Source organism: Azospirillum sp. TSO35-2 (genome assembly GCF_003116095.1).
In the GTDB taxonomy this organism is placed as follows: domain Bacteria; phylum Pseudomonadota; class Alphaproteobacteria; order Azospirillales; family Azospirillaceae; genus Azospirillum.
Genome location: NZ_LGRA01000008.1, coordinates 241452 through 264011, shown reverse-complemented (window position 1 = coordinate 264011; position 22560 = coordinate 241452). Strand labels below are relative to the sequence as shown.

The 22560-nt window shown below is 67.8% G+C and carries 24 protein-coding genes and 3 tRNA genes; 16 read left to right on the top strand and 11 right to left on the bottom strand.

Features of this window, described 5'->3' with window-relative positions; translation table 11 throughout:
* Positions 1-8: 8 nt before the first annotated feature.
* Positions 9-326, bottom strand: a complete 318-nt coding sequence (gene rplU / locus TSO352_RS02710) for a 50S ribosomal protein L21 (RefSeq protein ID WP_109105840.1) — start codon at positions 324-326, stop codon at positions 9-11.
* Between the two features lie 208 nt (positions 327-534).
* On the opposite strand from rplU, the gene TSO352_RS02705 reads away from it, so the two are divergent.
* A tRNA-Ser gene (locus tag TSO352_RS02705) sits at positions 535-624 on the top strand.
* A gap of 256 nt (positions 625-880) precedes the next feature.
* Positions 881-1564 carry a hypothetical protein gene (locus TSO352_RS02700; protein WP_109105839.1) on the top strand — a complete coding sequence of 228 codons (684 nt, stop codon included), beginning with the start codon at positions 881-883 and terminating at the stop codon, positions 1562-1564.
* A gap of 69 nt (positions 1565-1633) precedes the next feature.
* Here the strand turns inward: TSO352_RS02700 and TSO352_RS02695 are convergent, their stop codons facing one another.
* Positions 1634-2125 (bottom strand): Hsp20 family protein, encoded by a 492-nt coding sequence (locus TSO352_RS02695; protein WP_109105838.1) that lies wholly within the window; start codon positions 2123-2125, stop codon positions 1634-1636.
* Positions 2126-2404: 279 nt separating this feature from the next.
* Here TSO352_RS02695 and TSO352_RS02690 point away from each other — a divergent pair, with 279 nt between their 5' ends.
* Entirely contained in the window at positions 2405-2833 is a 429-nt protein-coding gene (locus TSO352_RS02690; protein ID WP_109105837.1) for a DUF1465 family protein, read from the top strand.
* A 118-nt stretch (positions 2834-2951) separates the two neighbouring features.
* On the opposite strand, the gene rpmE is transcribed toward TSO352_RS02690, so the two are convergent.
* Positions 2952-3176 carry a 50S ribosomal protein L31 gene (gene rpmE, locus TSO352_RS02685; protein WP_012974887.1) on the bottom strand — a complete coding sequence of 75 codons (225 nt, stop codon included), beginning with the start codon at positions 3174-3176 and terminating at the stop codon, positions 2952-2954.
* Between the two features lie 224 nt (positions 3177-3400).
* Here rpmE and TSO352_RS02680 point away from each other — a divergent pair, with 224 nt between their 5' ends.
* From TSO352_RS02680 to TSO352_RS02655, 6 genes are all read left to right on the top strand, one after another.
* A complete protein-coding gene (locus TSO352_RS02680; protein WP_109105836.1) occupies positions 3401-5221 on the top strand; it encodes an ABC transporter transmembrane domain-containing protein in 1821 nt (606 codons plus the stop codon).
* Between the two features lie 84 nt (positions 5222-5305).
* Positions 5306-6439 (top strand): ABC transporter permease, encoded by a 1134-nt coding sequence (locus TSO352_RS02675; RefSeq protein ID WP_109106635.1) that lies wholly within the window; start codon positions 5306-5308, stop codon positions 6437-6439.
* Between the two features lie 217 nt (positions 6440-6656).
* Entirely contained in the window at positions 6657-7571 is a 915-nt protein-coding gene (gene mepA / locus TSO352_RS02670) for a penicillin-insensitive murein endopeptidase (RefSeq protein WP_247871858.1), read from the top strand.
* 189 nt (positions 7572-7760) lie between these two features.
* On the top strand, positions 7761-8705 hold the full coding sequence (locus tag TSO352_RS02665) for a methyltransferase domain-containing protein (protein ID WP_109105834.1): 945 nt from the start codon (positions 7761-7763) through the stop codon (positions 8703-8705).
* A gap of 150 nt (positions 8706-8855) precedes the next feature.
* Positions 8856-8942 (top strand) — tRNA-Leu (locus TSO352_RS02660).
* Between the two features lie 4 nt (positions 8943-8946).
* Positions 8947-9022, top strand: a tRNA-Ala gene (locus TSO352_RS02655).
* Between the two features lie 83 nt (positions 9023-9105).
* On the opposite strand, the gene TSO352_RS02650 is transcribed toward TSO352_RS02655, so the two are convergent.
* Positions 9106-10113 (bottom strand): zinc-dependent alcohol dehydrogenase family protein, encoded by a 1008-nt coding sequence (locus TSO352_RS02650; protein ID WP_247871857.1) that lies wholly within the window; start codon positions 10111-10113, stop codon positions 9106-9108.
* Positions 10114-10232: 119 nt separating this feature from the next.
* Here TSO352_RS02650 and TSO352_RS02645 point away from each other — a divergent pair, with 119 nt between their 5' ends.
* Positions 10233-11087 carry a LysR family transcriptional regulator gene (locus TSO352_RS02645; protein WP_109105833.1) on the top strand — a complete coding sequence of 285 codons (855 nt, stop codon included), beginning with the start codon at positions 10233-10235 and terminating at the stop codon, positions 11085-11087.
* A gap of 21 nt (positions 11088-11108) precedes the next feature.
* Here the strand turns inward: TSO352_RS02645 and TSO352_RS33095 are convergent, their stop codons facing one another.
* The 7 genes from TSO352_RS33095 to TSO352_RS02605 all read right to left on the bottom strand — a co-directional run bounded on the left by TSO352_RS33095 (position 11109) and on the right by TSO352_RS02605 (position 17129).
* Positions 11109-11801, bottom strand: a complete 693-nt coding sequence (locus TSO352_RS33095; protein WP_158284510.1) for a response regulator transcription factor — start codon at positions 11799-11801, stop codon at positions 11109-11111.
* 434 nt (positions 11802-12235) lie between these two features.
* Complete coding sequence (locus TSO352_RS02635) at positions 12236-12970, bottom strand: response regulator transcription factor (RefSeq protein WP_158284509.1); 735 nt, start codon at positions 12968-12970, stop codon at positions 12236-12238.
* Positions 12971-13296: 326 nt separating this feature from the next.
* Positions 13297-13800 (bottom strand): hypothetical protein, encoded by a 504-nt coding sequence (locus TSO352_RS02630; protein WP_109105830.1) that lies wholly within the window; start codon positions 13798-13800, stop codon positions 13297-13299.
* 115 nt (positions 13801-13915) lie between these two features.
* Positions 13916-14620, bottom strand: coding sequence for a hypothetical protein (locus TSO352_RS32835; protein WP_146210699.1), 705 nt, complete (start codon positions 14618-14620; stop codon positions 13916-13918).
* A gap of 130 nt (positions 14621-14750) precedes the next feature.
* Positions 14751-15347 carry a hypothetical protein gene (locus tag TSO352_RS02615; protein ID WP_109105827.1) on the bottom strand — a complete coding sequence of 199 codons (597 nt, stop codon included), beginning with the start codon at positions 15345-15347 and terminating at the stop codon, positions 14751-14753.
* Positions 15348-15536: 189 nt separating this feature from the next.
* Positions 15537-16622 carry a CsgG/HfaB family protein gene (locus TSO352_RS02610; protein ID WP_109105826.1) on the bottom strand — a complete coding sequence of 362 codons (1086 nt, stop codon included), beginning with the start codon at positions 16620-16622 and terminating at the stop codon, positions 15537-15539.
* Between the two features lie 87 nt (positions 16623-16709).
* Complete coding sequence (locus tag TSO352_RS02605) at positions 16710-17129, bottom strand: curli assembly protein CsgF (RefSeq protein ID WP_109105825.1); 420 nt, start codon at positions 17127-17129, stop codon at positions 16710-16712.
* Between the two features lie 537 nt (positions 17130-17666).
* Between TSO352_RS02605 and TSO352_RS02600 the strand changes: the two genes are divergently transcribed.
* The 6 genes from TSO352_RS02600 (at position 17667) to TSO352_RS02575 (ending at position 22498) form a co-directional block, all read left to right on the top strand.
* A complete protein-coding gene (locus tag TSO352_RS02600; protein WP_109105824.1) occupies positions 17667-18182 on the top strand; it encodes a winged helix DNA-binding protein in 516 nt (171 codons plus the stop codon).
* A 167-nt stretch (positions 18183-18349) separates the two neighbouring features.
* Positions 18350-18595: a periplasmic nitrate reductase, NapE protein gene (gene napE / locus TSO352_RS02595; RefSeq protein ID WP_109105823.1), complete on the top strand. Its 246-nt coding sequence runs from the start codon at positions 18350-18352 to the stop codon at positions 18593-18595.
* 14 nt (positions 18596-18609) lie between these two features.
* Entirely contained in the window at positions 18610-19122 is a 513-nt protein-coding gene (napF, locus tag TSO352_RS02590; protein WP_109105822.1) for a ferredoxin-type protein NapF, read from the top strand.
* Positions 19112-19426 (top strand): chaperone NapD, encoded by a 315-nt coding sequence (locus tag TSO352_RS02585; RefSeq protein WP_109105821.1) that lies wholly within the window; start codon positions 19112-19114, stop codon positions 19424-19426. The genes napF and TSO352_RS02585 overlap by 11 nt, the downstream gene beginning before the upstream one ends.
* 66 nt (positions 19427-19492) lie before the next feature.
* Complete coding sequence (gene napA / locus TSO352_RS02580; protein WP_109105820.1) at positions 19493-21985, top strand: periplasmic nitrate reductase subunit alpha; 2493 nt, start codon at positions 19493-19495, stop codon at positions 21983-21985.
* A gap of 15 nt (positions 21986-22000) precedes the next feature.
* Positions 22001-22498: a nitrate reductase cytochrome c-type subunit gene (locus tag TSO352_RS02575; RefSeq protein WP_109105819.1), complete on the top strand. Its 498-nt coding sequence runs from the start codon at positions 22001-22003 to the stop codon at positions 22496-22498.
* The last annotated feature ends 62 nt before the right edge of the window (positions 22499-22560 follow it).

The window sequence follows — 22560 nt, the reverse complement described above, 5'->3', positions numbered from 1 at the left end:
TTGGCGGATCAGGCCGCGCCGTTGATGCCGGTGATGCGCAGGACGGTCAGGTCCTGGCGGTGGCCGTTCTTACGGCGGTAGTTCTGGCGGCGCTTCTTCTTGAAGACGATGATCTTCGGGCCGCGGTCCTGGGCGACCACCTCGGCGACGACGCTGGCGCCGGCCACCGTCGGGGTGCCGATCGTCGTGTTGCCGGTGTCGCCGACCATCAGCACGTCATCGAGCGTGATGGAGGCGCCAGCTTCGGCCTCAAGCTTCTCAACACGGATCACGTCGCCATTGGCGACCTTGTACTGCTTGCCGCCGGTGCGGATCACTGCAAACATTGTCGTCACTGCCTATGTCAAAACAAACGGCGGGCTTCTCGCCCACCGTTCGATGCGCAAGCCCGTTCATGGGAGCGACGATCTATACGCAGGAGGGCCCGGAAGTCAACAGGGATGCGGCCGTTCCGCAGCGCATTTTTCTGCAAAAAAGGCTTGCACGGCCAAACGCGTTTATATAGGTTCCGCCCACCCCGCCAAACGGGGTTGCGGATGGGTGGCAGAGCGGTTGAATGCACCGCACTCGAAATGCGGCATACCTTCACGGGTATCGGGAGTTCGAATCTCCCCCCATCCGCCATTCTCTCCCTTAACGGAGAGAACAGCAAGCGCCAGCCGGATCGGCTCGGCGCTTTTTTCATGCCCGCCGTCCGCTGTTCCAATCCGGCCGCCGCCCAACCGGCGCTCTGCCGGACGGACGTCCCCTTTTGCGCCGCGCCTTTCCGATGGCCGTTAGCCCGGCTGGTTTGTTGGTCATTCGATCATCAAAGCCCAGATCCCTCGTTTGGATCCTTCGGGGTCTCGATCGCCCAGGGTACGACCGGAAGGGTGCCGCCATGAACACGCTCAGCCGCCGTGATGGATGCCTGCGATTCTCCTATGTGGCCGAGGGCGGCTTGCGGGTGGAGGGCACGCATGATCCGGCGGAACGCGTGCTGATGCTGCGGGTGGTCGGGCCGCGCGGGCGCGTGCTTCATATGGACGCCATCCCCTGCGACGACCCGCGGGTCATCCTGGCGGCGCTGCGGGAGTGGGGCGAGCCGCCGCCGGAGGTGCTGGACGCGCTGCCGTCGCTGGGCGGCAACGCGCTGCTGCTCGACACGCCGCTGGGCGATTCGGTGCGCGCCTCGGTCCGGCGGCTGGGCATGAAGGTGGAGGTCGTGTTCCTCGACGCCGACGGCAACCGGCTGGCCGAACTGCGGGCCGGCAGCCTCGCGGCGCTCGACGCCAAGGCCGGCGCGATGCTCCGCCTGTCGCAGCGCACCCGCAACGTCCTGAACGCCTGGCTGTCGGCGGAGCCGCTGTGGCTGGCGGCCATGCTGCTGGGCGGCCCCTTCCTCGGGGCCCTGTTGATCGGCTTCGGTGCCCAGGTGTCGCCGCAGCAGGTGCTGGTCACCGCCTACGCCGGCGCCGCCGGGCTGGTCGCCGCCTACGAACTGATGCGCGCCGGCTATGCCGAGTGGGTGCTGGCCCCACCGGACAGCTTCCGGCGGGGCTGGTCTTCAGGCCGGAACCCGTAAACGGAAACGGCGCCCCGGATGGTCCGGGGCGCCGTTGTCCTGTTCACGCCGTCAGGCGATGGAAGCGTGTCAGGCCGCCTGCCGGGTCAGCGCCGGCTTCGGCGCGTCCACCTCGACCGCGTTGCGGGCGTCGTTGCCCTGGGCGCCGGCGATCTGGATGGTGCGCGGCTTCATCGCTTCGGGTACCTCGCGCGCCAGCTCGATGTGCAGAAGGCCATTCAGAAGAGACGCGCCGTTGACCTTGATGAAATCGGCGAGCTGAAAGCGGCGCTCGAACGCGCGTCCGGCAATACCCCGGTAGAGGAATTGGCCCGAGGGTTCGTCCTTCTTAGCTTTACCCGTGACGGTCAGCGAGTTCTGGTGAGCGGTGATCGTGAGGTCGTCGAGACCGAAGCCGGCGACGGCCATGGTGATCCGGTACGAGTCCTCGCTCAACTTTTCGATGTTGTAGGGCGGGTAGGACGCCGCCTCGTCACCGGTGGTCGCGGTTTCCAGAAGGCGCGACAGGCGGTCGAAACCGACGGTGGAGCGGAACAGGGGCGAAAGGTCGTAGCTGCGCATGACATATCCTCCAAAAGAGCGATACGGGCCGTCGAGGACCACAGCGTCGGTCGGTCCTCTCGGGGTGTGTGACGGGCGGACCCCGCATGGGCATCCGCCGGACGAGCGAGAGATAGTCGACCGTTTTTCCTGTTCAAGAGGGGCCGGCGGCAAGACGGGCGGTGGGTGAACGTCAAAGCCCGCCTGGGGTTGCCGGGGTGTCGCGCGGTCACCAATTGTTAATCAGTTGCGGCAAGGCTCACGCTAGGGCCGTAAGTCCGCGGGAGGGGTACGACGATCATGAGTTCGCATACCTTCTTCTTCAATGGTCCCTATGACGAGACCATGGCCCTTTTGATCGAGGCGCGGAATTACATCGCGTACCATGACGTGGCCGAGCATCGGAAGCTGCCGCCGCAGGTCCGTTTGCAGATCTCCTACGAATCCATGCGCGTAACCAGCCGCCTGACCCAGGTGATGGCGTGGCTGCTGGCCCAGAAGGCGGTGCATGCCGGCGAGATGACCAAGGAGCAGGCGGCGAGCGACGATTTCGCGCTGTCCGGCGGCGAGATCTGCTCCGACCCCAGCGGCCCCGACAACGAGGATCTGCCGGCCGGCCTGCGCAGCCTGCTGGAACGCAGCCACAGCCTGTACATGCGGGTTCACCGGCTCGACGCCATGGTCCGCGCCGATGTGGAACGCGCGGCGGCCGAACGCGCGGTTGGCTGAAAAGGGCCAACTGAAAAGAGGCCGGCTGAACGCGGGACAGGAAACCGCGCATGCGAAAAGGGCGCCCGACCAGATCGGGCGCCCTTTTCGATTCGGCAGGAAAGAAGCGCTGGAACGCTTACTTCTTGAGGCCGAAGTTCGCGAAGCGCTTGTTGAACTTGGCGATCTGCCCGCCGGTGTCCAGCAGCTTCTGCACGCCGGTCCAGGCCGGGTGCGACTTCGGGTCGATGTCGAGACGCAGCGTATCGCCCGGCTTGCCCATGGTGGAGCGGGTCGTGAACGAGCTGCCGTCGGTCATGACCACGGTGATCTCGTGATAGTCGGGGTGAATGTCAGTCTTCATGGCCGGGGTTCCTGCAAAGCGAGCGGCGTCTATACCAAAAGCCCCCCGCCGGCGCAACCCCGAACCGACGCTGTTTCAGCGCTTTCCATGATTGCCTTGCGCCGGGGCCGTTCGGCCGCGCCCTTATCGTCCAGGCCTCGCCTTGTTGGGGTGTTCGCGCCGCGCTATATGCCGGCAGTCCGCAAGTTGCGCCAACAGCCCCCCAACAGCCCAGCGGGAACATTGTGGCTCGCCAACCATCCCCCGACCTGATCGCCGCCTCCGCCCGCGGCGAGGCGGACAACCGCCGCCGCGACCTCGGCCCGCTGCGCCGCCTCGTGCCGTTCCTGATGCCCTACAAGCTGCGGATCCTGGGCGCCATGGTGGCGCTGACCGTGGCCGCCGGCACCGTGCTGGGGCTGGGGCAGGGGATGCGGGTGCTGGTCGACCAGGGCTTCGCCGCCGGCGACACCTCGCTGCTCGACCGCGCGCTGCTGGTGCTGCTGGCGGTGATCGCGCTGATGGCCGGCGCCACCTACAGCCGCTTCTATCTGGTCAGCTGGATCGGCGAGCGGGTGGTCGCCGACATCCGGCGCGCCGTCTACGACCATGTGCTGACCCTGTCGCCCGGCTTCTTCGAGACGACCAAGACCGGCGAGATCCTGTCGCGCCTGACCACCGACACCACGCTGCTGCAGGTGGTGGTCGGCTCGTCGGCGTCGATCGCGTTGCGCAACGCGCTGCTGTTCCTGGGTGGCACCGGCATGCTGCTGGTGACCTCGCCCAAGCTGACCGGGCTGGTGGCGCTGGTGGTTCCGCTGGTGGTGGCGCCGATCGTGCTGTTCGGCCGGCGGGTGCGCAAGCTGTCGCGCGACAGCCAGGACCGCATCGCCGACGTCGGCTCCTTCGTCGAGGAGACGCTGGCGGCCATCCGCACCGTGCAGGCCTACACCCACGAGGCGATCGACCGCACCCTGTTCGGCCGGCGGGTGGAGGACGCCTTCGACGTCGCCATCAGCCGGGTGCGGGTGCGGGCGCTGATGACGGTGATCGTCATCGTGCTGGTGTTCGGCGCCGTCGGCATCATCCTGTGGATCGGCGGCCACGACGTGGTGGCCGGGCGGCTGTCGCCGGGCGAGCTGTCGGCCTTCGTCATCTATTCGGTGGTCGTCGCCGGATCGGTCGGGGCGATCAGCGAGGTGATCGGCGACCTGCAACGCGCCGCCGGCGCCACCGAACGGCTGTTCGGGCTGCTGGCCGTCGAGTCGGACATCCGCCCGCCGGCGCTGCCGAAGCCGCTGCCCACCCCGGCGGCGGGCGCCCTGTCCTTCGAGTCGGTGCGCTTCCACTACCCGTCGCGGCCGGACTGGGCGGCGCTGGAGGGCTTCTCGCTCGACGTCCGCCCGGGCGAGCGGGTGGCGCTGGTCGGGCCGTCGGGCGCCGGCAAGTCGACGGTGTTCCAGTTGCTGCTGCGCTATTACGACCCGCAGGCCGGCGCCATCCGGCTCGACGGCGTCGAGTTGCGCGAAGCCGACCCGCTGGAGGTCCGCCGCCGTCTCGGCCTCGTCGCGCAGGACCCGGTGGTGTTTTCCGCCAACGCCTGGGAGAACATCCGCTACGGCCGTCCCGACGCGACCGACGCCGAGGTGCGCGCCGCCGCCGGCGCCGCCCACGCGCTGGAGTTCCTCGACGCGCTGCCGGAGGGGCTCGACACCTTCCTGGGCGAGAAGGGCGTCCGCCTGTCGGGTGGCCAGCGCCAGCGCCTCGCCATTGCCCGCGCCATCCTGCGCGACCCGCCGGTGCTGCTGCTCGACGAGGCGACCAGCGCGCTCGACGCCGAGAGCGAGCGCATGGTGCAGGACGCGCTCGACCGGCTGATGCACGGCCGCACCACCCTGATCGTCGCCCACCGGCTGGCCACCGTGCTGAACGCCGACCGCATCGTGGTGATGGACCAGGGCCGCGTGGTGGAGACCGGCACCCACGCCGAGCTGGTCGCCGAAGGTGGACTGTACGCAAGGCTGGCGGCCCTGCAGTTCGACCGGGCGGACGCGGCGCTGTTGTAGCGGCTGCGTCCCAAAGCGCTGTCGCGCCCGCCCGGAAAGCGGTCTACCCTCGGGCTTTCCGTCCTGATGCTGAGGGTGGCGGTGATGGCGCGCATATCGGCGGCCCGCCTGATGGCGGTGATGGTCAAGGAATTCATCCAGATGCGGCGCGACCGGCTGACCTTCGCCATGATGGTCGGGGTGCCCATCCTGCAGCTGATCCTGTTCGGCTTCGCCATCAACTCCGACCCCAAGGCGCTGCCGACCGCGGTGCTGGTCGCCGATGCCAGCCCCTTCGCCCGGACGCTGGTCGCGGCGATGGGCAATTCCGGCTATTTCGACATCGGCCGCTCCGTCACCTCCGAGGCGGAGGTCGACCGGCTGCTGGCCGAGGGCGCGGTGCAGTTCGCGGTGACGATCCCCGCCGGCTTTGCCCGCGACCTGCAACGCGGCACCCGCCCGGTGCTGCTGGTGGAGGCCGACGCCACCGATCCGGCGGCGACCAGCAACGCCCTGTCGGCGCTGACCACCATCGTCCGGCAGGCGCTGAACCCCGACCTGACCGGGCCGCTGCTGGCGTTGCGCGCCGGGGCCGACCCGGTGGAACTGCGCGTCCACCGCCGCTACAACCCGGAGGGCATCACCCAGTACAACGTCGTGCCCGGCCTGATGGGGGTGGTGCTGACCATGACCATGGTGATGATGACCGCGCTGGCCGTCACCCGCGAGCGCGAGCGCGGCACCATGGAAAACCTGCTGGCCATGCCGGTGCGGCCGTTCGAGGTGATGCTGGGCAAGATCGTGCCCTTCGTCGTCGTCGGCTATGTCCAGGTGCTGCTGATCGTCGTCGCGGCGCGGCTGCTGTTCGGCGTGCCGATCGTCGGCAGCCTGGGCCTGCTGTCGGCGGTGCTGATCCTGTTCATCGCCGCCAACCTCGCCGTCGGCTTCACCTTCTCCACCCTGGCGCGGAACCAGTTGCAGGCGATGCAGATGTCCTTCTTCTTCTTTCTGCCGTCGATGCTGCTGTCCGGCTTCATGTTCCCGTTCCGCGGCATGCCGGGCTGGGCCCAGGCGGTGGGCGAGCTGCTGCCGCTGACCCACTTCCTGCGCATCGTCCGCGGCATCCTGCTGAAGGGCAACGGCATGGCGGAGATCGCGGCGGAGGTGCTGGCGCTCGCCCTGTTCCTGACGGTGGTGACCGTGGTGGCGCTGAAGCGTTATCGCCAGACTTTGGACTGAGTCTTTGGGGGATTGATCGGCGCCCCCGCCCAACCTTGGGCGCACCGCGGAATTGCCATGCGGCCCGCCGCCCTCTCGGTTGTGCGGCCCGACACGGGTCTCCATCATTCCTTAACCGCGTTTGGGGTATAGCGGGGGCGGCTGTGGGACCGGAGACGGGCGGGGGAAGACCATGGGGCGTCGGGCGTTTGGGCTGATGGCGTGCGTCGGGCTTGTGATGGCTGTGTCGGTATCCTTGTCGGCGGGGAGTGCCGAGGCGGCGCGGAAGAAGAAGCCGCAGCCGATCCCGGCCTACGCCACCAGCGTCGCCTGGGCCGCGGTGCCCGGACCGTCGCTGGGCGCGGCGCAGCCGATCGGCGGCTATGCCGCCGGCTGCATCGCCGGAGCCCGGCCGCTGCCGCCGGAGGGCGTCGGCTATCAGGTGATCCGGCTGTCGCGGCAACGCAACTACGGCCATCCGGTGCTGATCGACACGCTGCGCGAGTTCGGCCGCCGCGTCGCCGCCGCCGGGCTGGGCACCGCGCTGATCGGCGACATGGGGCAGGCGCGCGGCGGGCCGATGCCGTCGGGCCACGCCAGCCACCAGATCGGGCTGGACGCCGACGTCTGGCTGCGGCTGGACCTGCCGCCGATGGGCCGCGCCGGGCGCGAGCGGCTGGACGAGATCAAGTATGTCGACTACGACCGGATGCGGGTGACCGCGGACTGGTCGGACCGGCAGGCCCGCATGGTCCAGATCGCCGCCAGCGATCCGCGCGTCGCCCGCATCTTCGTCAACCCGGCGATCAAGCTGGCGATGTGCCAGCGCTCCTGGCCGGACCGCGGTTTCCTGAACAAGCTGCGGCCGTGGAACGGCCATGACGGCCACATGCACATCCGCCTGTCTTGCCCGCCCGGCAGCCCGCAATGCGAGGCGCAGGCGGCCCAGCCCGACGGCGACGGCTGCGGCGAGGAGCTGATCTCCTGGCTGGACAGCGCCTCCCCGGCGATCGAGCATCCGCCGGGCCATCAGCCGGAGCCGCGGGTGGTGCGCAAGGTTCCGGCGGCCTGCCGGACGGTGCTGAACGCCGCCGGGACGCGCATGGCCTCGCTGCCCGAATCGGCGCCGGCCACCGTCGCGACGACACGATGAACGTGGGGTTGCCGTGGAGAAATTTTTCCACTTGCATGCATTTCGCGTCTGTCTAACCTGAAGCAAGGCCATGCCCTGCGTGGGATGTGTCGTGACGGCATGGGACAACCTCGGGAACGTTGCGCCGCACGGCGCCGGTACCGGCGTGCCGGTCAGCCGACAGGGTGGCCAGCGGAGTAAACGGCGGCGATGACGGCCAAAGACGACCAGTCCGGACACGGACCGAGCCTGAAGACACGGCTTTACGCCTGGTGGGAGGGGTACGACCTCTCCGGCCTGAAATCCCGGAAGGACGAGGGCGAGGCGGCTCCGCCCAAGGGGGAGGCGTCGGCCCCGGCCCCCGGCCCCGGCGTCAACCGCTGGGGCAAGCCGCTGTGGACCGCGACCCGCATCGAGGTGGCGGAAACGATGTGGGGCGAGGGCTTCAACACCCCCGGCGGGGCGGAGCACATCCCCTATCTGGTCAAGCCGCTGGGCCTGAACCCGGCGATGAGCGTGCTTGACCTCGCCGCCGGGCTGGGCGGCACCAGCCGCACGATGGCCGGCAAGTACGGCTGCTGGGTCACCGGGCTGGAGGCGTCGGATGTGCTGGCGAAGGAGGGCATGGTCCGCTCCTTCAAGATGGGCCTGGAGAAGAAGGCGCCGATCGAATCCTTCGACCCCGAGCATTTCGGCTATCCGAAGCGGGTGGACGCCATCGTCTACAAGGAGGGGCTGTTCTCCGTCCGCGACAAGGAGCAGATGTTCGACGGGATGGAGCTGGCGCTCAAGCCGCGCGGCCATCTGCTGATCACCGACTACATCGCCGAACCCGACAAGATCGGCGCCAAGGCGATCCAGACCTGGTGCGACAAGGAACCTCTGGCCCCCAACCTGTGGCCCAAGGACCGCATGGCCAACGCCTTCGCCCAGCGCAACCTCGACCTCCGCATCGCCGAGGACATCACCGACACCCACCGCGGCCTGATCCTGACGGCGATCCAGGGGCTGGTGGAGCATCTGGAGAAGTACCAGCTCGACACCCCGACCAAGCTGGCGGTGATGGAAGAGGTCGAGCTGTGGGCCCGCCGTGTCGCCGCCATCGAGGCCGGCATGCGGGTGTTCCGCTTCTACGCGATCAAGCCGGCGGAATGAGCGGCGGGCGATCGCCCGCCACATCCGCGCCCCGTCCCCGGCCGTCACCCACCCAGCCAAAAAACTTTTGCGCGAGTGCAATTTTTCTCTTGAGCATGGCTGCGCCGCTGGGTACATAGAGCGCCCCGCGTAACCCCAAGTAACGCGGACGCGCTTGTGGCGGAACTGGTAGACGCGCTAGGTTCAGGTCCTAGTGGCTGAAAGGTCGTGGGGGTTCGACTCCCTCCAAGCGCACCAATGTGGGGCCATAGCTCAGCTGGGAGAGCGCTACAATGGCATTGTAGAGGTCAGGAGTTCGATCCTCCTTGGCTCCACCAGACAGAGGCCAGCAATCCCGACGGATTGCTGGCCTTTTTCTTGTTCCGACCGCGTCGCCGCGGTGCCGTGGGAAGCGGCGCGATCAGACGGCGATGTCGACGACGATCTTGCCGTTGGCGGTACCGTCCGTGATCGCCGCATGGGCGTCGCCCGCCTGTTCCAACGAGAAGCGGCGAGGGTCGAGCCGCGGCAGCAGCTTGCCGGCTTCGATCAGCGCGGTGGCGTGCCGCAGGATCTCACCGTGGGCCGGCATGCCCTCGCCGGTCAGCATCGGCAGCAGGGTGAAGACGCCGGAGTAGGTGGCCGCGCGGAACGACAGCGGCGCCAGGGCATGGGTGCCCCACCCCAGGGAGCTGACGACATGGCCGAACCGCCGCACCGCCTTGAAGGAGGCGTCGAGCACCGGCCCGCCCGCCGTGTCGTAGACCAGGTCGAAGCCGCGGCCCTGCGTGCTGCGCCCGACGTAATCCTCGACCGACTCCGCACGGTAGTCGATGGGGCTGGCGCCCAACTGCTCGAGGACCGCCTTCTTGTCCGCCGAGTCCGTCGCCCAGACGGTCGCGCCGAAGGCGCGGGCGATCTGCACGGCGACATGGCCGACGCCACCGGCGCCACCCTGGACCAGCACCGTCTGGCCGGCCTGGACCTTGGCGCGGTCAACCAGCCCTTCCCAGGCGGTGATCGTGACCAGCGGCAGGGCGGCGGCCTCGCGCATGGTCAGGTTGGCCGGCTTGTGCGCCAGCAGGTCCGCTTCGACCGCGGCGTATTCCGCCAGCGAGCCCTGGCGGCCGCCGACGCCACCGGTCATTCCATAGACTTGGTCGCCCGGCTTGAAGGCGGCAACGCCGGGACCGACGGCGACGACCTCGCCGGCCAGATCGATGCCGAGGATGGCCGGCAGCGGCTGCTTGGCGTGCGCCGCCGCACCGGCGCGGATTTTGGTGTCCAGCGGGTTGACCCCGCTGGCGGCGATCCGCACCAGCACTTGGCCGGGGCCGGCCACCGGCCGCGCGATGTCGGTCAGCCGGAACGGGGCGTCGTACGCCTCCAGCACCTGGGCGCGCATCGTGGTGTTCAGTTCGTGTGCCATGATCCTGCTCCTCGTCGGATGTTCTGCGTTGCCGCGGTCGAGTTGAAGGATCGGTCGAACGGTGTTGTTTGGAAATCAACGTTCTTGTTCGATGCCCATGCATTTCTGTATGGTGGGGCATGGAGTGGAGCGACCTTCGGATATTCCTGGCGATCGCCCGCGAGGGGACGCTGGGCGCGGCGGCGCGGCGGATCGGGCAGACCCAGCCGACGATGGGCCGACGCCTGCGCGCGCTGGAAGAGGATGTCGGCCACACGCTGTTCCAGCGGACGAGCGACGGCTTCGTGCTGACCGACGAAGGGGCTGCCGTGCTGCGCCATGCCGAACGCATGGAGGAGGAGTGCCTGGCGCTGGAACGCGCGCTGGCCGGGCAGGGTGGCCGGCTGGAGGGAAGCTTGCGGGTGTCCTCGTCCGACTGGTTCGGCGTCCACACGCTGACGCCGATCTTCAACGACTTCGCGCGGCGCCACCCGGGGGTCACGGTCGAGCTGCTGACCGACGCCCGGCTGCTGAGCCTTGCCAGACGTGAGGCGGACCTGGTGTTCCGCATTCGCCCCTTCGACGAGCCGGAGGTGGTGCAGCGCAAGCTGACGCGCGTCGAGTACGCGCTTTACGGCGTTGCCGGAAGCCGTGTGCCGAAGGCCGGCGACGGGGCGGGCTGCCGGCTGGTCACCATGGACACCGCGTTCGGCGGCATGCCGGACGTGAGGTGGCTGCAACGGATGCTGCCCAACGCCGGCGTCGTGTTCCGCAGCAACAACCGCGACGCCCAGGCCCGCATGGCGGCCCTGGGGGCCGGATTGGCGGTCCTGCCGCGGCCCATCGGCGATGCGTTGGAGGAGCTTGAGGTCGTCGATCTCGGCGAACCGCCGCCCGGACGCGATGTCTGGGTCGGCTATCATCAGGATCTGCGCCGTCTGGCGCGGCTGCGCGCCCTGCTTGACCTGACGATCGAGCGCTTTGCGCAGTCGTGACCGACGACGGGGCCGGGCCGCTCAGTGGGCCACTTCCAGATGCCGGACCTTGGCGGCGGCGAGGGTGGGGTCGGCTGACGCCGTCGGGTCCGGCGGGCAGCCATGCGTCATCGCCCAGACCGCGATTTGCGTCCGGTTGGTGACCTTCAGCTTGCGCATGACGTTCTTGACGTAGAACTTCACCGTCGTTTCCTGCAGCCCCAGGCTGAGGCCGATCCGCTTGTTGCTGTGCCCGCGGACGATCATCTCCAGGATTTGCGCCTCGCGCGGGGTGATCGTCGCCTCAAGCTCGTCGAGGGACGGCGGCGCCATCGCGTGCGTGTCGTGCACGAGGTCCATGACGAAGCTTGGAACCAGCACCTGCCCCAGCAGCACCAGCCGCAGCGACAACACCAGCGCCTCGGCCGAGAGCTGCGGGCCGAGAACGCCGTGCGCGCCGTGCCGGATGATGTCGATCGCCTGCTCCGGCGCGCTCCGCCGCAGCAGGAACACCAGCTTGGCGGCCGGGAAGCGGCGGCGAAGCGCGGTGCAGACCGGCTGGTCCTGACCGTCGGCGTCATCCACCAGGACCAGATGGGGCTCCGCCGGCCAGCGGGTGGCGTCGGATATCCCGGCCGCTTCGAAGTCGACGGTGAACTTGTCTCCCAGGAGAGCTTTGACACCTCTCCGATACAACTGGCTCTCCGCGAGAAGGCCAGTGATGACATCAGCCATGACAACACCTGTGCAGTGAAGAACGATCGCAACAGATGGGCAAGACTCTGGCGAAGAAGCGCCGGACGGACATGCGGTCGCGCAGACCCCGGCGGCAACCGCCGGGATCGGACAAGGAGAAATTGCGACGGCCGCGGCAACCCGGGGCTCGAAGGCGGGCCAGCAGCCCGGACCTTGCTGTTCACACATAAAAGTTGCGGGAATTTTGTTCGAAAATCAAGAGAAAAGGACACAATGTTGATCAGACAAAGGGCTAGTCTCAAATGAAAGAACAGTGATCATGGAAAAGCATACATCCCAGACAAAAGAAGTACGGAATCGATCTTTCTTTTGAGCAGGGAATATGACACCAAAGAGGTTTGATTGCTTGGTGTGCCGACTGCGGCCACATCGATCCGTTTGACGGAGTGGCGCTGTCCGACATCCGACCCGTCTCAATGGGTGACGGGGATGGGCACCGCTTCAAGCTCGTCGGAATCATCGGCATCGTCGTGCTCGTCATCCGTCGCCGCGGCGGCGGCGGCGGCGGCCATGTCGTGCGCCACCGCGTGGTCGCCGTGGCTCAGCGCCCAGATGGCGGCCTGCGTCCGGTTGGCGACCTTCAGCTTGCGCATGATGCATTTCACGTAGAACTTCACCGTCTGCTCGCTGATGCCGAGCATGCGGGCGATCGACTTGTTTCCACGGCCGATCGCGAGCCCTTCGAGGATTTGCCGCTCACGCGCCGTGATGGCGACGTCGATGTCGTCCCCCAGCAGCCGGGAGGGCTGCTGGTCCGTCGGCCCGTATGAGAGTGCAAAGTCCGGAATGGCGAGCTGCCCTGCCAGGACGAGGCGCAGGTAGAGGACCAGGACCTCGGGCGTCAGGTCGGGGCCGAGGACGCCGTGCGCACCGTGCCGGATGAGGTCGACGGCGTGGTCATGCGACGCATGCCGCAGCATGTAGACGATGCGGACGTTCCGAAACCGGCTGGTCAGCGCGGTGTGGAGGGAATCATCGCCCTCTTCCGCCGCATCGATGACGATGAGGTCCGGTTCGACGGTCCATTGTGCCGCATCCTTGGCAGTTTCGGCTTCCAGGATGAGGGGGAAATGCTCCTTCAGCAGCGCCTTGATCCCCTCACGGTAGATCTGGCCTTCTGCGACGAGCCCTAGGGAGGGTTCAGACACGATCATACCCCTGCGTTTGCGCCCACGGTGTGGGATCGTCAAAAGTCGACCGATGCAGGCTGATGCGACGCAAATTATTTCTACTTTTGCGGAAAAGTCAACCGCAGATTGCCCAGCGATTTGCAATCAAGTATTGTGCGTGGATGATGGCAAGGCAGAAGGGTGAGGACTGGCAAGAATCGAGAAAGCGATGCAGAATGGTGATTCTCGATGTCATCTGCCGATAGACCTGTATTACCTTTGGCGTGTTTTTCAGTTAATGTACGTTTATTCAATTATTACGACGCGTTTCAGCCGTATGGCAGCTCCATTCCGGCGATGAGCGCTCACCCCGGGCGGGGGGCGCAGGCGCCGTCGTCGGCGAAGGGCGTTCGGGCCGAGACCCGGAAGGTGCCCCGGCTCAGCTCGATGCAGCCGTATCCGACGATGGCGTGGTAGGTTCCCAGCTCCACCGTCGTCGGCGTGCCCGTCGAGGCGAGCAGCGTCTGGACGGTGCCGGCCTGCTCCCGAAGCGCACCATAGATCGCGCCCAGATCGTCCAGCCGGTGCCAGAGGACGTTGGCCAGGATCGCCGCGACGATGTCCGGCGCCTCGGCCGCCGTCCAGCGCTCCGGCGGGGTCGTCGCCGCGCGATCCAGCGCGTCGTCGAGCGCGAGGCCGGCGCCGAACCGACGCAGAGCCGCGGCCGGACCGCCATGGTTGGAGCGGCCCGGATCCGAAGCCCGAACCGGCCACTGGATCTGCGCCTGCGCGCAGAAGCCGTGGTCCTGCGCGACGGCGCAGATGCCCGGCGGCCCGCTTTGGAAGACGTAGGACCGGTTTCCCGTCATCGGATCGCTCCGGCATTGGCAGGTGCCGGCCCGGACCGGTCCGGCGGCCCCGACAAGGGCTCCCACGAGGACCGCGGCGGCGACACCGAGCATGGATCTGCAACGCATGGCGCACCTATCGCGTGGTGATCTTGATGGTGGCGCCGACGCCGGTCTGGGTGACTTTCATGCCATTGACCATCGCGACGCTCTGGCTGTCGAACGTAAGGTTGGAGCCACGCTGGACGAGGTCGACGCTCTCGCCCCCGGTCTGTTCGACGACCGTCTTGTTCCGGGATCCCACCTGGGTGGTCTGCGCGCTGTTGTCCTGGCCGCTCTGGGCCACGACGGACAGGTTGTCAAAGCCGTCCTGCACCTGTTTCAGGGCGTTGCGCGTTCCGCTTTGGTAGGCGACGGCACGGTTCGCCGTGCCGGACTGGCTCTGCGCGGCGCTGTTGCCTTGCCCCTTCTGCGAAAGCTCGGTGATGTTCGCGGCACCGTCCTGGGACTGCAGGCCGACGTTGGCCGCTCCGCCCTGAATGGCGCGCGCGCGGTTTCCCGATCCGATCTGATCCTGGATCAGCAGATTGTCCGAGCCGGCCTGCAGGATGGCGGCGGTGTTCTCGCCGACCTGCGTCTGGGCCGCCCGGTTGCCGAAGCCGGATTGAATGACGGCCGCCCGGTTCCCGTCGAAGACGCGGGCGAGAGAACCGTCGATCTGGTCGATGTAGGCGACGCTGCCGCCGGCCTGGGCCGGTGCGACGGCGAGCGCCCAGACGACCAGCGCGACGGCCGCGATCAATCCGGGTCCGGCATCTCGGAACCCGATGTTGTGCGACATGGCCTTTCCTCCTGTGCGGAAGAAAACGCGCGCCCAGCCTTGCGGTCTGCACCGGGGCTGGGCGCTTGCGCCGACGGATCGGCGGGAGGGGCGGGGACCCTCCCGTCGACCCCGGCCTCAAACCCGCGGATCACCGCTGGGTCTGGGTGCTGTAGTTCGCCACACCGGTCTGGTTGGCGATCGCCAGGTTGCCGTTGCTCATCTGGGTCTGGTAGGCGGTGTTCACCATGCCCTTCTGGGCGATCTTGGCCTCGTTCATGACGCCGTCCTGATACTGGGAGGCGAAGTTGCCGGCGTTCATACCCCAACCGAAGTGGCCGTCAAAGCCCGACTGGACGACGCTGGCGTCGTTGTCGATGCCGAACTGCTTCTGATAGGCCGTGTTGCCGGCGTCGGACTGGTCGACCTTGGCCAGGTTGGCCGTGCCGTCCTGCAGCTGGTTGGCGTAGTTGCGGTCGCCGTTCTGGTTCACGAAGGCCCGGTTGAGCGTGCCGTCCTGGTAGGTGACCACCGCGTTGCGGCTGCCCTTCTGCCAGTTGTCGGACAGGTTGGCCTTGCCGTACTGGGTCTGCGCGTTGCTGTTCAGATCACCGATCTGGTCGATGTAGGCGGCGTTGCCACCGTTCATCGGCACCGGCGGCCAGCCGGGCTTGCTGCTGTCGGCCAGAGCCAGGCCGGCGGTCATCGAAGCGATCATGGCGACGGAGGCGAAAAGGACGCGTTTCATGGCGTATACCTCATGTTGGTGTTGAAGGGAGGCGAACCGGGGTGCGCTGTCGCGGGCGGCGCCCAATGCCGTCGATCCACCGGTCAGGTCTTCAATGGGCTAACGAATGACTTCGAGATGAATGCTTCGTATCGGGGCTGTGGTGGGCGGTAGAAGCCCGGCGATCGCGCCCGATCGTTGGTAGCCCGATCACCGCTGGATGGATGGGGGGATCGGGCTGCGGCTGCGATCGCCGGGAAGAACGTAGGTCGGTCCAGAACTCTGTGCGGGCGGCTCCGGCGGCATCGGGGCGACCTTCTGCTCGTCGGCCCCGGCACCCGGCGTCGGCGTCTGCGCGGGCGGCGGCGGGACCGAAACCGGCGTGGCCGAGGATGGTTCGGCCAGGGCGTCGGACCCGTGCAGCACGGTGACGTTGTAGGCGCCGTCGCGCTCCTGCAGATACTTCGGCACCAGCCGGGACGCCGCGCCGGGGTCGAGGAAGCCCCAGTAGCCGTCGATGACACCCTCCAGCACCAGGTCATGCACCGCCTTCTCGATGGCTTGCTTGACCGCCAGCGTGGCGGGCTCGTTGGTGGTGACGCCGGTCTCGATCTCCAGCAGGTCCTTGAACCCGATGTAGCGGAAGGCGCTGCCGTTCAGGGCGGCGGAATAGATCGTCTTGCTGGTGTTGACGGACTTCAGCACCTCGCCGGTCTGCACCGACACGGCGCGGATGTAGACGGTCACCGTGTCGCGCCGGTACTTGACGTCGCCGCCGACACCCAGGAAACGGGCGCCGAAGCCGCCGGTCAGCGTGTTGGAGTCGTAGCCGATGATGCCGCCGTCGATCAGCAGGCCGGCGTAGAGCAGCGGCGGCAGCGGGGGCAGGGCGTCGCCGCCGTAGGCCTGCCGGGTCTGGCGGATGATCTGCCGTTCCTGCAGGAGCTGCGGCAGGGAGCTGCGCTCCACCACCTTGAACCAGCTCTTGTTGCCGGTCCGCTTCAGCGCGTTGATCAGCACGGAGTTCCCGCCCTGGGTGACGGCGCGCGAGTATTCGGAGAAGCTGTCGTTCGGCTTGTTCTGGCCGGTCTGGTCGGTGAAGCTGTAGACCGCGACGGTCAGCGGGCGCGCCGGCGGCGGCAGCGTCTGGAGCGTGTCGAGGGCCTGCGTCTTCTGTTCGGGCAGCGGTTTCTCGGAAAACGCGGTTTCCGGGCGGGTCGCCGCGCAGGCCGACAGGGAGAGCACGCCGATGGCCAGCGCCAGTGCATGGCGGGGGGATGCGATCGAGATCGACATGATGCTGAACCCTTCGTGCGAAGGATGCGTTGGGTCTCGTCCGGCGTTCCGCAGGCCTTCGCCCGCGCTTCCGCGGTGGACGTGCGCTCAGTAGGCCGGCATCTCGATGATCTGAGTGCTCTTGCCGTTGTTGACCGTGAGCTTGATCTGGCCGTTGACCTGGGCCCACTGCAGCGTGGTCCCGCCGACGGAGGCCGTGCCGCTCGTCTTGGCGTTCTCGCCGTAGATCTGGTCGGCGATCTGGCTGGCGACGCGGCTCAGCACGCTTGCCTGGATCGTGTTGGCGAAGGAGTCGGCGGCGTCGGCCGTCGAACTCGTCGTCGAGGATTTCGGATCCTCGAACTTGTTGATCGCGTTGGCGATGCCCAGCAGATGGCTGCTGTTGAAGGGATCACCCCCGAACGAGGGGTTGATCGGCCGGTATTTCAGCTCCCCGGCGCCGGCGGATGCGGCTGCCATGGCGAGTCCGATGGCGCTCAGGGCCAGGATTCCGCCGATTGTTCGCATGGTTTCGAACTCCCGACTGTGCGGCGCTTCCCGTTGGACCGGTGCCGGTCAACGACCTTGTGAAGGTGGGGAAGTCTACTGCCGTGAAGATCAAAGAAATGATTGGACAACCATCGTCTTGTAACGGTGCCAGTGCACTCACTGAAAGCAAACGATCGGTTTGTCGGGTCGCTGTCTCAGTTTTGTTTCTCGCGTCGTCAGCGTTGATTGCGAGATATTTATAGCCCGGAAAACCGGAAATGTATCGCGATCTTCGGTACGGAGAGATCGTCAACTTTTGTGTTGTGTTGTCTTTGGTTTGTAGCCGCGGGAGGGGGTGGGGGAAGGCCCTTGCCGGAAAGATGCCCCTCCGCGAGGGGGTGCGCGGCATCTGTCACGCTTTCGTATCAAATACCTTCGATCACCGCCCCGGCGATTGCGGGGGGTGCGGGCGCGGCGGTCCACCCTTGGTAGTCTGACCTTCAGAAACGCGGTCGCGCCCTGGAAAAGGATTTACCCTGCCCTGTGAACCAAACCCCCAACCGGAACAGGTGTGTCATGGTCGGGATCTTCACCACGCATCGGGCATCGCCCCTTTACCCCGGACCGGGACCGGTACCGGGAACGCCGTTGAAAGCCGCCAGCGCGCTTGACGAGCTGTGCCTGGCGCACGAGCATCTCGACCGTGTCCAGCACATCGTCATGATCTGGATCGAACGGAACGGCATCCGGGATCTCACGCCCCTCCAAATGGCGATCCTCTACACGCTGAGCCGGGAACCCCTGCAACCAACGAAACTGAGCAAGCTGCTGTTCAACCGCGAGCGGCCGCTCACCCACTCGCTGAAGCCGCTTGCCCGCCGCGGGCTGATCGAAGAGCGTCCGCACGCGCAGGACAAGCGAGCCAAGCTGCTCCATATTACGGACGAGGGTGCCGCCATCCTGCGCCGGTTCGGCATCGACACCGACGCGATGGACAGCGGGTATGATGGGCATGACCATCCCGTTTCCGCGGCCGCGCCCGGCGGCCCGGCGGCGGGCATGCGCAGGCCGCCCCAAGCGATGGCGGACTGATTGACGCCGGCCGGTCCGGGCCAAGCGGACGAAGGGGAGCCTTTCCGCGCTCTGCCGAACGGGTCATAGGCCTGTGGCGGTAAGCCCGATGATCGAACCGACCGACGGAACGGCGAAGGTCCTTATCGGTTGGGTTGGCAGGCAGAACAAGCAGAAGGCCGCATCCCATGAGCGCAGCCCGGCACCCCAGCCCAGCCCGCCACCCCGATGCTTCCCCGTCTGCCGATCCCCGCCTCGCCCCGGATGCGGTCCCGCCTGCCGGTCCGGCGACCCGCCGGCGTGAGATCGCGATGTTCCTGCTGCTGGCGGTGTTCATCTGGCCGGTGCTGTCGGTCGCGGTGGTCGGCGGCTATGGCTTCGCGGTGTGGATGTCGCAGCTGATCCTGGGGCCGCCCGGTCCGCCGCCGGTCTGACGGGCCCGCGTCCCGTGGCCGCCGATGCCATCGACCGCGGACGGCGGGGGTTCCTGCGCGGATGTGCGGCTTCGACGCCCGCGCCAATCCATCCCCCCTGGTCCCGTCCCGCGTTCTTCACCTCCCTCTGCACCCGATGCGGCGCCTGTGCCGACGCCTGCCCGGAGACGATCCTGCGCCCCGGCGACGGCGGCTATCCGGAGGTCGACTTCGCGCGCGGCGAATGCAGCTTCTGCGGCGCCTGCGCCGACGCCTGCGCCGAGCCGGTCTTCGACCGGACGGCGGCGCCCTGGTCGCTGCGCCCGGTCGTCGCGCCGTCCTGCCTGGCGGTGCAGCGGGTGGTGTGCCGCAGCTGCCGGGACGCCTGCCCGGAATCGGCGATCGCATTCCGGCCCGCCGCGGGCGGAGCCGCCCACGCCCGGATCGACGACGACGCCTGCACCGGCTGCGGCGCCTGCGTGGCCGCCTGCCCGGTCGGCGCCGTCACCCTCAACCGCCAGCCAGGGACCGCTCGCCATGCCACCTGACGCCGCCACCGCCGGACCGCCGCCACCGGTCGCCGAACGCCACCTCGCCTCGCTGCTGCTGCATGTCCGGCCCGACCGGCAGGCGATGGTCCGCGCCGCGATGGCGACCATGCCCGGCACGGAGCTTCACATCGACCAGCCCGGAAAGATGGTGGTCACCGTCGAGGGACCGCATGAGGGCTGGATCGCCGACCGCATGACCGCGCTGCACCTGCTGGACGGCGTGTTCTCCGCCGTCATGGTCTTCCATCACATCGACCGGCCTGACGACCAAGGGGGGGATGACGCGCCGTCCCGGAGCTGAGCCGCCGACCCTGCCCGCCACCACCGAACGCCTCCATCGAACGTCCGAAGAAAAGGGGAAACGCCCATGTTGGATCGTCGCGACTTCATCAAGGCCCAGGCGGTCGCCGCCGCCGCGGCGGCGGGCGGCATCGGCCTGCCGGCGGCCGCCCAGACCTCGATGGTGGCGGGGGAGGACACGGCGCTGAAATGGTCGAAGGCGCCCTGCCGCTTCTGCGGCACCGGCTGCGGCGTGATGGTGGCGACCAAGGACAACCGCATCGTCGCCACCCACGGCGACATGCAGGCCGAGGTGAACCGCGGCCTGAACTGCGTGAAGGGCTATTTCCTGTCGAAGATCCTGTATGGCCAGGACCGGCTGACCCAGCCGCTGCTGCGCCTGCGCGACGGCCAGTACCACAAGGAGGGCGAGTTCCAGCCGGTGTCGTGGGACCGCGCCTTCGACGAGATGGCGCGCCAGTGGAAGCGCGTCCTGAAGGAGAAGGGGCCGGACGCCGTCGGCATGTTCGGGTCCGGACAGTGGACGATCTGGGAGGGCTACGCGGCGTCCAAGCTGATGCGGGCCGGCTTCCGCACCAACAACCTCGATCCCAACGCCCGCCACTGCATGGCGTCGGCCGCGGTCGCCTTCATCCGCACCTTCGGCATGGATGAGCCGATGGGCTGCTACGACGATTTCGAGAACGCCGACGCCTTCGTCCTCTGGGGCTCCAACATGGCGGAGATGCACCCCATCCTGTGGACCCGCGTCACCGACCGCCGGCTCGCCCACGGCCACGTGAAGGTGGCGGTGCTCTCCACCTTCGAGCATCGCAGCTTCGAGCTGGCCGACATCCCGATGATCTTCGAGCCGGGAACCGACCTGGCGATCCTGAACTTCATCGCCAACCACATCATCCAGACCAACCGGGTGAACAAGGCGTTCGTCGAGACGCACTGCAACTTCCGGCTCGGGCAGAAGGACATCGGCTATGGCCTGCGGCCGGAGAGCGTGCTGGAGGTGCGGGCCGCCAACGCCAAGGACCCGGCGGATTCCAAGCCGATCGACTTCGACGCCTTCGCCAAGTTCGTCAGCACCTACACGCTGGACTACACCGCCGAGCTGACCAAGGTGCCGAAGGAACGGCTGCTGGCGCTGGCCGAGCTGTACGCCGACCCCAAGACCAAGGTCATGTCGCTGTGGACCATGGGGTTCAACCAGCATGTCCGCGGCGTCTGGGCCAACCACATGGTCTACAACATCCACCTGCTGACCGGGAAAATCTCCGAGCCCGGCAACGGTCCCTTCTCGCTGACCGGCCAGCCGTCGGCCTGCGGCACCGCGCGCGAGGTCGGCACCTTCGCCCACCGGCTGCCCGCCGACATGCAGGTCACCAACCCGACCCACCGCGCCCACGCGGAGGAGGCGTGGAAGCTGCCGAAGGACCTGCTGCCCGGCAAGATCGGCTACCACGCGGTGCTGATGGACCGCATGCTGAAGGACGGCAAGCTCAACGCCTTCTGGATCATGGTGAACAACAACCTCCAGGCGGCGCCCAACAGCGGCAACGAGACCTATCCCGGCTACCGCAACCCCGACAACTTCATCGTGGTGTCCGACGCCTACCCGACGGTGACGGCGTCGGCCGCCGACCTGATCCTGCCCGCCGCCATGTGGGTGGAGAAGGAGGGCGCCTACGGCAACGCCGAACGCCGCACCCATTTCTGGCACCAGCTGGTCAGCGCACCGGGGGAGGCGCGGTCGGACCTGTGGCAGCTGATGGAGTTCTCCAAGCGCTTCACCACCGACGAGGTGTGGCCGGCGGCGGTGCTGGACGCCAACCCGTCCTACCGCGGCAAGACCCTGTTCGACGTGCTGTACCGCAACGGCACCGTCGACCGCTTCCCGCTGTCGGAGGTCGACGCCGGCTACGCCAACGACGAATCCAAGGATTTCGGCTTCTACGTCCAGAAGGGCCTGTTCGAGGAATACGCCGATTTCGGCCGCGGCCACGGCCATGACCTGGCGCCCTTCGACCGCTACCACGAGGTGCGCGGCCTGCGCTGGCCGGTGGTGGACGGCAAGGAGACGCGCTGGCGCTACCGCGAGGGCCACGACCCCTTCGTCAAGGCGGGGGAGGGTGTGCGGTTCTACGGCAACCCCGACGGCAAGGCCAACGTCTTCGCCTTCCCCTACGAACCGCCGGCCGAATCGCCCGACCAGGACTTTGACCTGTGGCTGGTGACGGGGCGGGTGCTGGAGCATTGGCACAGCGGTTCGATGACCATGCGGGTGCCGGAGCTGTACAAGGCGATGCCGATGGCGCTGGTCTTCATGCACCCCGACGACGCCAAGGCGCGCGGCCTGCGCCGCGGGTCGGAGGTGCGGGTGGTCTCCCGCCGCGGCGAGATGCAGACGCGGGTCGAGACGCGCGGGCGCAACAAGCCGCCGCGCGGCGTGGTCTTCGTGCCCTGGTTCGATTCCGCCCGGCTGATCAACAAATGCACGCTGGACGCCACCGACCCGATCAGCAAGCAGACCGACTTCAAGAAGTGCGCCGTCAAGATCGTCGCCGCGTGAGGGAGGAGTTGAGCCATGCGTCCCCATCATCTCGCCGCCCTGGCGGTGCTGCCCTTCCTCGTGCCCGCGGTGCTGTCGGCCCAGAGCGCCGGCCAGAACGCGGACCCGCGGCGGCTCGACTCGCCCTTTCGGCCGCCGGTGAATTTCGTCGAGCAGAACGCGGCCCCGCCGATCCCGCCCGACGTCACCGACGACCGCCGGGTCGCCCGCAATTACCCCGAACAGCCGCCGGTGATCCCGCACAACGTCCGCGACTACCAGATCACGCTGAACAACAACCAGTGCCTGACCTGCCACAGCCGCCGCTTCACCGAGGCGGTGCAGGCGCCGATGGTCAGCATCACCCATTACGTCGACCGTGAAGGCCAGACGCTGGGCGCGGTGTCGCCGCGGCGCTATTTCTGCATGCAGTGCCATGTGCCGCAGACGACGGCGCAGCCGATCGTCCCCAACGGCTTCAAGGACCTCGACAGCCTGGTCAGCCGGCCGTCCGACCGGGGGGACCGCCGATGAAGCCGCGCATCCCGGTGTCGCTGCGGCAGGCGTGGCAGACCTTTTCCCGGCCCAGCCGGACC